The sequence below is a fragment of the uncultured Traorella sp. genome, from assembly GCF_944327115.1.
Classification (GTDB): Bacteria; Bacillota_I; Bacilli_A; order Erysipelotrichales; family Erysipelotrichaceae; genus Traorella.
In genome coordinates, this window is sequence record NZ_CALVGS010000042.1 from 1 (window position 1) to 10,738 (window position 10,738).

The window sequence follows — 10,738 nt, forward strand, 5'->3', positions numbered from 1 at the left end:
GTTGGATTAAAATATTCAAAATTACCTAACATAATTGCTCCCTTCTATTCTAAATAGAGGATGATCTTCATATCATCATTTAAATTAATAGACATTAAAACCCAATTCCTTTAATTGCTTTTCATAACAATCCTGAACCTCATTAAATGACATATACTCCCTATGCTGATATGGTAATGGACCTTCATACCAAGGGCCGACGACTTCTGCCTGTCCAACTTTTTCAAAGCGTGGATAACCCAGAAAGCCTTTTGTTCCCCACTTGCCTGTCATATGAATTTCTTTTCCGGCAAAACGGAACACGATTTCTTTATAGATACAAGTAGAATCATTTAGATATGGGATGCGATAAAAGTCTGCTTCAACCTCAACTTCATCAGCATACACCGGCTCTTCACCTTCCAGATGATAATAGGCCCATACCTTTCCATCAGCAATGATATCAATGACAGCTTCTTCCATACGGCCATCTTCCCGGATACCGATCAATTCATTATTCATATTGACGCTGCCATATTCCATAGAAAAACCAACATTTTTTTCCTTTTGAATCGTATAAGAATGAGAGCATCGGCCAACACCATGAATAGGTTTTCCTTCAAATGCTCCTGTAAATTTTGCCGCCTGATAAATCACACATGCATTGGGCCATGCATTAAAATGATCGATAACTGCCATAGGATAATATTCAAAATTCAACTGTAATATATCCGATTCCTTAACAAACGCATGATCGGTATAATATACAATCTCCATCTTACCATCCAAGGAACTACATCCATAAGCCGGTGGATCATCTGCTATCTTATGATAAGGAACGATCGCATCGTTCTTGCACGGAGCAGCCAACTGATAAGTATAACCCCCTTTTTGATAATCCAAGGGTCCATCTCCCAATTTAGAAATACCCACGAATCTATTTTTGTCCGGATCTAAATGGCGATAATAAAAGTAAGGCTGATCATCTACAAAAAACTGGCAGAATACAGGATTTAACGATAAGGAACAATATCCGTCACGTTCATTATGAAAGACATCCGGTTCCATCTTTAGATAATCCTCTTTAAAGGATGTAAATTCTGTATAAGGCGGGTATGTGGCATTACTTTTAAATACGATCTTATTTGCCATTAGGAAAGATCATCCCCATTCGTTTTGATTACCTTCTGATACCAATAAAAGCTATCCTTTCTGAAACGATCAAACGAACCATTTCCATAATCATCTGAATCAACATAAACAAAGCCATATCTTTTCTTCATTTCACCCGTTCCTGCTGATGTCAGATCAATACAGCCCCACATCGTATAACCGATCAAATCAACACCATCTTCAATTGCATCGCTCATGGCTTTGATATGTTCACGAAGATAGGCGATTCGGTATGGATCATGCACCGTACCATCTTCTTCAAGCTTATCATAAGCACCAATACCATTTTCAACGACCATAATCGGGATATTATATCTTCCATACAATACGTTTAATAAATAACGCAAGCCGGTAGGATCAATGGCCCAGCCCCAGTCATTGCTTTTCAGGTATGGATTTTTTACACCGCCTAACATACTTTCAGATTTCTGTACGGAATCATCTGAGGTTAATACTAATGTCTGATAATAGGATAATGAAAAGAAATCAACCGTACCCTCTTTTAAGATCTGTCTGTCTTCTTCTGTAATATCAAGCGTCACTCCGCGATCCTGCCAATATTTTTCGGCAAAGAACGGATATTCTCCACGCACCTGAACATCTCCGCAATAATAAGTATCTGACTGCCAGTTTCTTTCTGCTTTAAAAACATCCTCCGGATTACATGAATACGGATAGGCAGGATTCATTGCAATCATATTGCCAATCTTAAATTCAGGATTAATCTCATGACCAATTTTTACTGCCCATGCTCCGGCAACAAGTTGGTTATGAAGTCCCTGAAGACGAACCTGAGGATCATCGACCTGATGTACATAATCTTTGGTTCCTTCATTTCTGACACCTAATACGAGATAATTGCCAATTCCATTATCCCAAGTAGCAAGATTGATTTCATTAAATGTCAGCCAATATTTTACCTTGTCCTTATATCTTGTAAATACCGTCGTAGCAAAACGTTTGAAACAATCAATAGCTCTACGATCCGCAAAACCGTTAAATTCATTCGTCATTGCAAGCGGGATTTCATAATGAGATAAAGTTACCAGTGGTTCAATTCCATACTTGCGACATTCATCAAATACCGCATCATAGAATTTCAAACCTTCTTCATTTGGTTCACTTTCCATACCTGTCGGATAGATTCTTGTCCATGCAATCGACATTCTATATACTTTAAAACCCATTTCAGCCATCAGGGCAATATCTTCTTTATAATGATGATAGAAATCACTTGCAACTCGATTTGGATAATACAGGCCTTCTTCTGTATCCTTGGTTATTCTTCTCGGCTGGGTATGAGAACCATTGGAAAAGACATCATCAATGCTTAATCCTTTTCCACCTACATCATAAGCTCCCTCAAACTGATTAGCGGCAGTAGCACCGCCCCATAAAAAATCTTTTGGAAATTTTGACATTTTTCTTCTCCTCTTCTTTTTTATAACAAAGGGATATCTGATATTTATGAATCATAAGCAGGTATCCCTTAACAAGCTCTAAACCTTCATCAATAATTTCTTATTATGCTTCAGCCTTTTCAGCTGCGTTTTCTTTTTCAAGCAATTGTCTGTCATATGCCCGAACGAATGGCAGCCAGATCAGCGCATTAACAACAAGCATCACGATATGGCAGATCACAGCGGCTACAGGAGTCGTACTTGCTAAAGCTGAATTTAACAGCGGTGGTGTCGTCCAAGGAAGAACCAAACCACTGAATCTTCCAACCAAACCTGTGGCAATCGCAACATACCAGCATGTTATATTCCAGAAGGTCGACAAGACCATCGGAATGATCATCAATGGATTAAACATACAAGGAAAACCAAATAGAATTGGTTCACCGATGCCAAAGATTGCCGGAACGAAGCCTACTTTGGAAACCTGTTTGATTTGTTTTGATTTACAGAAGAACAATCCTAACAGACAAGGAATCAATAAGGATGCCTGTCCTCCCGGATCCATGATCATATTAAATTCATATTCAATAATATTTGGAAGTGTTTCCCCTGCCTGCAAAGCAGCTAAGTTTGCAGCACTTGCCGCAAGCGTCAATGGCTGAACAACACCCATGATCGTATTCGCATGCAAGCCCGGCCATAAGATTGCCGAAGCAATACACATGATGATGGCATATCCCCCATAAGACAAACCAATATTCGTAAGTGGTGCCTGTAACATAGCATAAACAAATCCAGCAAAGGTGACATAAGAAGTACCACTGAAAATTACATCGATCACACCTGCAATCACACATAAAATAATTGCAGGAACTAATATTGCAAAACCTTCTTCAACAAACTTTGGAACACTATTTGGCATTCTTATGAGAACCTTATGTTGAATAAGGAATTTAACTCCTAATGGAACCAGACAGCCTACAAGCATTGCTGTGATTAAATTAGAGGTTCCCACCGCATTCGCACTGATATTTCCATCTGTTAATGGTGAAACGATGAAGAAAACAGCAGCAGTCACAGGAATCGTAACGATATTTTGTTTTAAATTGATCCTGTTGCCATAGAAATAAGAAAGCAATAAAACCACCCATAATGAATATGCTCCTGATGTTAAAGTATTAATTTTGGTCAAAACACTCACTAATCCGGGAACCGAATTGATCCATGATTGCCAAGGACCGATATCAATACATAAAAACATGACAGCAAATGAACCAATAATGATCAAAGGCATCGTTGCCTGCATTGTTTCAGCAATAGCAGCAATCACATTATTTGCCTGTAATTTTTCTCCGATCGGAACAAGCCATTTTGATATTCCATCCGTTAGTGAATCCAGAAAACCTTTCTTTTTTACATCTGTAGACATTTTTACCTCCTTTTCAAGCTTTCACTTCGTTTAAAATCAGATTCAAGACATTTTCCCCATTCATCATGCCATAGTCCAAAGGTTCAATGACAATGATCGGCGTCTTTTTATCATCTAACAATTTTACGATTACATCTTTTTGATAACGCAGCTGCGGTCCTAATAAGATTACATCTGCATTTCCAACAACATTTTTCGCATCAGCAATGGAATACGCATTAATGACCATTTCAATATTTCTTGTATCCGCAGCCTTCCTGATGTTTTCTGCAAGCATACCCGTGCTTGCTCCAAATTGACAAAGTAATACTACATTTAGCATTTTTTAATCTCCTCTTTTAATTCAACAAACAATTCAGCCATGGTGATCAAAGTTTCCGCTACTGATAAATGATTTGATGCATGTACTACTAAAAGATTGATTTTAAGATTCTCATCTCTAGCTCCCAAAGCAATCAGATCCGTATGGTATCGATGTGCTTTTAAGGCCGACTCTTTTGCTTTTTCCAATTTTTCGGCAGCTTCATTAAACTTGAATTCTCTGGCTAATCCCACGCACTCCATCGCCAAGCTTTGGGCGTCCCCTGCATACGCGATAATATTTGCGGCAATTTGATTGATATCCAAATCATTACCTCCTTTCTAACCAAGCTAGCTTTTCTTTACGCTTACATTGTACATATTTCCTCATAAATATTCTTTCCACGCATTTGCACAAGGGTGTGCAAATCAATGCATTTCTATAAAAATAAACATATACTATAATAACTATGTCAAAAGAGGTGCGATTAATATGGAAAAGAAGTATGAGATCTTAAAATACCTTCTCAATCAGACCGCCCCTGTAAGCAGCAGCGTCATACAGGAAGTTTTTGGCATCTCCAGAAGAAGCATCATAAACTATACAAAGCAATTAAATGAAGAATTCGGAAATATCATAAAATCATCTAATTTGGGCTATGAGATCATCAACAAAGAAAAGGTTTCTACCATATTTAATGACATTTCAGACACTTCATTCTTTGACAGCTATGAAAAAAGAAGCAAATATATTCTAGAAAAGCTTCTTTTAAATAAAGAAGATGTAACCATTGAAGATTTTATGAATGATCTCTATATTTCTGAATCTACCTTTAATAAAGATTTAGCACGTTTACGAGCAGAATTGAAAAACAGTGATCTCTATATCAATACTAAAAACGGACGGCTTTTTATCGTAGGTGAAGTTAGAAAAAAACATAAATATCTTTTATCGTTACTAAATAAAGAATTGGAGGATTCGATGTTTTCAATCGTTTCTCTACAAAATTTCTTTGAAAAAGCAGATATTCAGAAAATAAGATCGGTCATCTTAAATAATTTAGAAAAAAATGATTATAAGCTTGATGACTACTCGATCCTAAACTATGTCCTTCATCTTGCCATTTGTATTGAAACAAGTCAAACGAACAATCCTATATCAGTTTCCAGATCTGTCGATCTGCCTTTTGATACTCATTTTCAAAAGATCATCATATCTATATATGAAGATCTGAAAAAGGAATATCCTGATTCTAACTTTACCTTGGATCAGATATTCGATGCTTCTGTTTTAATGTCGACACGGGCTACTTCGTCTAAAATGACAAATCTGACATTGGATGAAATTGATAATTATGTCGGTAAAGAAATTAAAGATTTGCTTATAACGATTATTCATAACGTATATAGCAATTACGGCATTGACCTTAATAACGATGATTTTATCGTAAGATTTGCTTTTCATATCAAAAATCTTCTGATTCGCCTTCATGAAAATATGCAAATCAGCTCAAACAACTTTATCAGCATAAAAAATGATTATCCGTTTCTTTATATGATTGCTGTTTACATATCTTCGCTCATATCACAAACAGCACGTTGCGATTTACCCGAAAATGAAATATCTTATATTGCCCTTCATTTAGGTGTGCTTATGGAAACAGAAAGACAAAACATTCAACATGTGAATTGTGAAATTGTTATTTACGATTATCATGATTTAGGTAAAAACATATTTGATAAGATATCTGCCAATGTGAATAATATTCATCTTACCGATATCGTATCTTCATATGAAGACATTGATGAATCAACCGATTTGATCCTAACTACTTTAGAAACAAATCCTGCTATTCACATCCGTCAGGTTCATATCAATGTCTTACCAACAAAAAAAGATATTGAAAATGTTGCTAATGCTGTAAGAGAAATTCAAGAAGAGCTCCAAGAAGAAGAATTTGCGAAAAAAATTAAACGATTCTTTAAAGAAGAACTAATGTTTTTCAATATAGATTTTTCATCCGGCAATCATGCCATCAGCTACATATGTGATGAAATGGAGAAGCTTGGTTATGTCAACTCTGATTTTAAAGAAGATATATACAGACATGAAAAAGAATTACCCACAGAATATAACAATATCGCCATTCCTCACCCTTTAAGTAACAGTGATGTTCATATCCATCAATCTGCCATTGCTGTCTGGATCAATAAGAAGCCAGTTAAATGGGTAAATAATGAAGTGAATTTTATATTCATGATTTCTCTTCGCCCAGAAGATCGATCATTATTTTTAGATATTTTTAACGTTATTACAACTGCTATGACAAATAAAAAGATAACGGAAGAACTGCTTGATTGTAATAACTTTGCTGATTTTATACGTTTAATCTATAAATAAACGTTGTTTACATAAATAAAAACCCTGTAATATAGGATCACTTCCTAATTACAGGGTTCATTTTAAACATTTTTATTTTACATGAATTTCCATCCAATTGGTAATTTCTTCTAATCTTCTTAAACGATGCTCTGGTTTACCGCTTCTTGATAATTCATGGTTTTCACCTATAAATCCACAAATTCTCGTTTCAACACCTTTCCATTTAAGTGCTGAAAACAATTGAATGGCTTCTGGAAATGGGCAGCGATAATCTTCTGTTGATTGAATAAATAAGGTTGGCGTTACTGCATTTTCTACATATTTTAATGGCGAACGATCCCAGAACAATTCAATCGCTTCGGCATTCAAATCAATACCATTTTCATAAGTAGTATCATAAGAATAATCTGAGTAATAAAAATCAGCGACTCTGTTTGAAATAGAACGTTGCGATACAGCCGCTTTAAATCGATCCGTATGCGTAATGATCCAATTCGTCATATATCCTCCATAAGAACCACCCGTCACACATAATCGATCCTTATCAATCTGTGGATAAACCTCAATCGCACGATCAACAAACATCATCAGATCATCATAGTCAGTGGCACCGTAATGCTTCAGATAATCTGCAAATTCATCACCCCTGCCATCAGAACAATGCGGATTACAAAAAATCACAAAATAACCTTTTGATGCCCATAGCTGCATTTCATGATAAAATACTTCACCATAAGCTGTCTTAGGCCCACCATGAATATCCAAGATCATCGGATATTTCTTATCAGGATCAAAATCAATCGGTTTTAATACCCATCCGCGGATTTCATGAAGATTAAAACAAGAGATTCTCTTTGGCATAGCGATATATCTGTCTTTCAGGACTTCTTCATTGATATTGGTTAACTGAATGACCTCATCCTTTTTCACTTGATAGATTTCCTGTAGTTTCATATCCTTCATAGCAATGATATACAAGCGATCATCAATAAAGGTAAAATCATCAACAGAACCTTCAAAATTTGTCATATAAGTGAATTCTTTTCCATCAAAACGATTCAAAACAGACCGCTCATCAACAGTATTTAAAATGTATAAATCACCATTCAAGGTCAAACTGTTTTTACACTGGCCATAACGGCAATCACTGCCAATCGAATTATAAAACATCCATTCACTCTCATATACACATTTCAACTGGCCATCTTTAACTTCGTAAAAAGACTTACCTGAAATACATGTTTTCTCAGAAGCCAAAGCATGTAATTTTCCTTTGATCATAACTATTTTACTAATAAATAATGATTCATTTTTATAAATACAAGATAACTCTTTTGTATGAATATCATATTGGTAAATGGAAGACCACATTTTCTTCATTGACTGATAATCATTCGCCAATAAAAAGATTTTTTCGCCATCTATCAGAACTTGTTCCACATCCATTGTACATGGTGTAATTCTGGTGATTGAATGATCTTTCTTATCTATTAAGAATCCATTGTTACGACTTCCATTAATGAATCCGGCCCCATTATAGAAAAACGGATATTCATCAAGCACAAGATAATCCTTATTCTTTTCTTTTTGTGCATGATAAGCTTTCTTGGCATCTTTATCCATGAGATGATAGTCAGGACAATCCACAAAACTTGTCGCCGTAACGAAATAATACTGATCTGTATAGCCATGCATTTCCTGAATCATTAGCGGTAACTCACATTCTTCTGTAAGTCCTTGATCATAACAAAACACTTTTGTTTCATAAAAACCTTCACTTTGTCCTTTTAAAATCATTAATGCATCATCAACCACTGCATATCTCACTCTTTTATCTTCAAGTAAAATATGATCTTCTTTCGTTATGGGATCAAAATGATGAAGACGTTGTGTATAATCATTATTTCCGATATCGGCCAAGGTATCGATATAGATCAGCTTATCCTGATAAGTATTTAATCCTGATAAATAACGATACTTTAACATTAAATCAAGCTCAATTGGTTTCATATGACATCCTCCTATCTATATTATTTATTTAGTTATTTTACTCTTACATTTGATTGAATGTCAATTATCGTTTAATTTTAATATCATAAGTATTTTTAAAAAATCTCAAATCCTTATTGTCATTTTACTTAGGTAGGACTATAATTCCATTAACCATTGAAACATAAAAAGGAGGAAAGTAAAATGTTAAGCAAAAGAAGAGAAAAATGTCTTGAGGCCATCAGGCAAAGTGGATTAGATGGTGTCTTATATGCTTTAGGGCCTAATTTTCAATATCTTTCAGAATCACATCATTGTTTGTGGCAAAGAAATGCCATGAATACATTTGCTCCTATTTCCGGAGCTTCCATCATGCCAGAAGCTTTGATTTATGTAAATAAAGAAGGAAAATCAACGATTCTGACGATTCCTAAGCACAAAGATACGATGAATACCTTATTAAATGATGTTGTTGTCAGTTATATGGATCAATTTGAAGATGAATTAACTCATATCATCGATGGTAAGAATATTGGTATTGGAAAAGACTGTGATCAGTGGATCAAAGAAACCCTTTCTCATATCGATGAAACGATTACTACAGTTGATACGGATACGTTATTTGAAGATATTCGCCGGATCAAAGATGAGTATGAAATCGCTCATATGAGAAAGCTGGCACAATTTACGGATGAAGCCGTAATGTACGTATGTAAACATCTAAAACCCGGAATGACCATGTTTGAAGCTGAACGGATGATTGTCGATTATGGTTTACAGCACGGAATACAGGATTTGTCTTTCTCTCCTACTTGTGGCTTTAAGACAAGAAATACGGCCAATGCGCAAGAAATTGAGCCTTTTGAAAATGAACGAAAACTCGTTGATGGCACCATGATTGCATTTGATATTGGATATATGGATCAGGGATATTGCTCCGATTGGGGTCGAACCGTGTATTATGGAAAAGCTCCAGAATTAGTAAAGAATGGTTACCACGCTTTACAAGAAGCTCAGGTTTATATGGTTTCTAAGATCATACCGGGAGTGACACGTTTTGGTGATTTATATGGTTATATCTGTGATAAAGCGGAAGAATTAGGATATTATCAATACTTACGTTTTAAACGGGAAGAAGAGGGTGGCAATGGTCATCATATAGGAACAGAAACTCATGAAATGCCATGGTTAAAAAATAATGTAGATCTGATTTTACAGCCGGGAATGATTTTCTGTTCAGAGCCAAAGATGTTCTTTAAAAATGAAGGTTATATGCGTGTAGAAGATATGATCCTAGTTACGGAAGATGGCGCTGAATTCCTTACCAATTTCCCACGTGATTTATTTGAAATTGATTTTTCAAAAAATCTATAAACAAATCATACAATAGAATGTATTAGGCTTTGACTTTCCTAGTCAAAGCCTTTTGATATAAACATACCTCGTCTAATGTTGAATGAATACTCCTATTTGATACCAGCAAATCTTATTTCCAAGTCAAAAAAAACGAGCTATAAGCATTAATCGCCCATAACTCGTTTATTTAGTTATTACCGATGAAAGGAAACTCTAAGATATCGTTTTTCTGTAATAATAATTTCCAAATTTATTGTATAGATTCTTTTCTGCTGGAACTTTACCTTCTTCCTCTTCGTACATACAATATACTTTGTACACACAAAATCAAGAAGTTACTAGCGATTTCAAAGAAATACAAAAACAATACATCTATCAACTATACGTATTGACATAATACGTATCGTATGTTATTATTACTGTGCAAGGAGGAAATCATATGCCAATGACGTCTAAGGATATGGAAAAAATTATCCTTGCTGATGGCTGGGTGTTTAAAAACCAAGTGGGTTCCCACAGGCATTATATTCATCCATCCAAAAAAAGGAAAAGTTACCATTCCTTTTCATTCTAAGGATTTGACAAGGAAAACGGAACTTTCCATATTGAAGCAAGCAGGCCTTAAATAGCCCACTTGCTTCATCAAATAAAAGGAGGCTCTACTTATGTTATCTATTTACCCTGCTTGTTTTTATAAAGAAGATAATGGATATTCTGTTATTTTCCCTG

The 10,738-nt window shown here is 35.3% G+C and carries 10 protein-coding genes; 4 read left to right on the forward strand and 6 right to left on the reverse strand.

What is annotated here, in order from left to right:
• Positions 1 to 84: 84 nt before the first annotated feature.
• The 5 genes from Q0K35_RS03975 to Q0K35_RS03995 form a co-directional block, all read right to left on the reverse strand.
• Positions 85 to 1,131, reverse strand: a complete 1,047-nt coding sequence (locus Q0K35_RS03975) for a hypothetical protein (RefSeq protein WP_294561383.1) — start codon at positions 1,129 to 1,131, stop codon at positions 85 to 87.
• On the reverse strand, positions 1,131 to 2,573 hold the full coding sequence (locus tag Q0K35_RS03980; protein WP_294561384.1) for a family 1 glycosylhydrolase: 1,443 nt from the start codon (positions 2,571 to 2,573) through the stop codon (positions 1,131 to 1,133). The genes Q0K35_RS03975 and Q0K35_RS03980 overlap by 1 nt, the downstream gene beginning before the upstream one ends.
• A gap of 103 nt (positions 2,574 to 2,676) precedes the next feature.
• Positions 2,677 to 3,981, reverse strand: coding sequence for a PTS transporter subunit EIIC (locus Q0K35_RS03985; RefSeq protein WP_294561385.1), 1,305 nt, complete (start codon positions 3,979 to 3,981; stop codon positions 2,677 to 2,679).
• A gap of 13 nt (positions 3,982 to 3,994) precedes the next feature.
• Positions 3,995 to 4,303 (reverse strand): PTS sugar transporter subunit IIB, encoded by a 309-nt coding sequence (locus Q0K35_RS03990; protein WP_071442304.1) that lies wholly within the window; start codon positions 4,301 to 4,303, stop codon positions 3,995 to 3,997.
• Positions 4,297 to 4,608 carry a PTS lactose/cellobiose transporter subunit IIA gene (locus Q0K35_RS03995; protein ID WP_071442303.1) on the reverse strand — a complete coding sequence of 104 codons (312 nt, stop codon included), beginning with the start codon at positions 4,606 to 4,608 and terminating at the stop codon, positions 4,297 to 4,299. The genes Q0K35_RS03990 and Q0K35_RS03995 overlap by 7 nt, the downstream gene beginning before the upstream one ends.
• Before the next feature lie 166 nt (positions 4,609 to 4,774).
• Between Q0K35_RS03995 and Q0K35_RS04000 the strand changes: the two genes are divergently transcribed.
• Entirely contained in the window at positions 4,775 to 6,682 is a 1,908-nt protein-coding gene (locus tag Q0K35_RS04000; RefSeq protein ID WP_294561386.1) for a PTS sugar transporter subunit IIA, read from the forward strand.
• A gap of 72 nt (positions 6,683 to 6,754) precedes the next feature.
• Here Q0K35_RS04000 and Q0K35_RS04005 read toward each other — a convergent pair whose 3' ends face one another.
• Positions 6,755 to 8,674 carry a S9 family peptidase gene (locus Q0K35_RS04005; RefSeq protein ID WP_294561387.1) on the reverse strand — a complete coding sequence of 640 codons (1,920 nt, stop codon included), beginning with the start codon at positions 8,672 to 8,674 and terminating at the stop codon, positions 6,755 to 6,757.
• 183 nt (positions 8,675 to 8,857) lie between these two features.
• Between Q0K35_RS04005 and Q0K35_RS04010 the strand changes: the two genes are divergently transcribed.
• The 3 genes from Q0K35_RS04010 to Q0K35_RS11545 all read left to right on the forward strand — a co-directional run bounded on the left by Q0K35_RS04010 (position 8,858) and on the right by Q0K35_RS11545 (position 10,638).
• Positions 8,858 to 10,027 carry a Xaa-Pro peptidase family protein gene (locus tag Q0K35_RS04010; protein WP_294561388.1) on the forward strand — a complete coding sequence of 390 codons (1,170 nt, stop codon included), beginning with the start codon at positions 8,858 to 8,860 and terminating at the stop codon, positions 10,025 to 10,027.
• 442 nt (positions 10,028 to 10,469) lie between these two features.
• On the forward strand, positions 10,470 to 10,583 hold the full coding sequence (locus tag Q0K35_RS11540; RefSeq protein ID WP_365936206.1) for a type II toxin-antitoxin system HicA family toxin: 114 nt from the start codon (positions 10,470 to 10,472) through the stop codon (positions 10,581 to 10,583).
• Complete coding sequence (locus tag Q0K35_RS11545) at positions 10,567 to 10,638, forward strand: hypothetical protein (protein WP_365936207.1); 72 nt, start codon at positions 10,567 to 10,569, stop codon at positions 10,636 to 10,638. Before Q0K35_RS11540 ends, Q0K35_RS11545 begins: the two co-directional genes overlap by 17 nt.
• Positions 10,639 to 10,738: the final 100 nt, after the last annotated feature.

Coding starts and splice junctions, on each gene's coding strand:
- Q0K35_RS03975 (WP_294561383.1), bottom strand. CDS start 1,131: ATGGCAAATAAGATCGTATTTAAAAGTAATGCCACATACCCGCCTTAT.
- Q0K35_RS03980 (WP_294561384.1), bottom strand. CDS start 2,573: ATGTCAAAATTTCCAAAAGATTTTTTATGGGGCGGTGCTACTGCCGCT.
- Q0K35_RS04005 (WP_294561387.1), bottom strand. CDS start 8,674: ATGAAACCAATTGAGCTTGATTTAATGTTAAAGTATCGTTATTTATCA.
- Q0K35_RS03990 (WP_071442304.1), bottom strand. CDS start 4,303: ATGCTAAATGTAGTATTACTTTGTCAATTTGGAGCAAGCACGGGTATG.
- Q0K35_RS11540 (WP_365936206.1), top strand. CDS start 10,470: ATGGAAAAAATTATCCTTGCTGATGGCTGGGTGTTTAAAAACCAAGTG.
- Q0K35_RS03985 (WP_294561385.1), bottom strand. CDS start 3,981: ATGTCTACAGATGTAAAAAAGAAAGGTTTTCTGGATTCACTAACGGAT.
- Q0K35_RS04010 (WP_294561388.1), top strand. CDS start 8,858: ATGTTAAGCAAAAGAAGAGAAAAATGTCTTGAGGCCATCAGGCAAAGT.
- Q0K35_RS04000 (WP_294561386.1), top strand. CDS start 4,775: ATGGAAAAGAAGTATGAGATCTTAAAATACCTTCTCAATCAGACCGCC.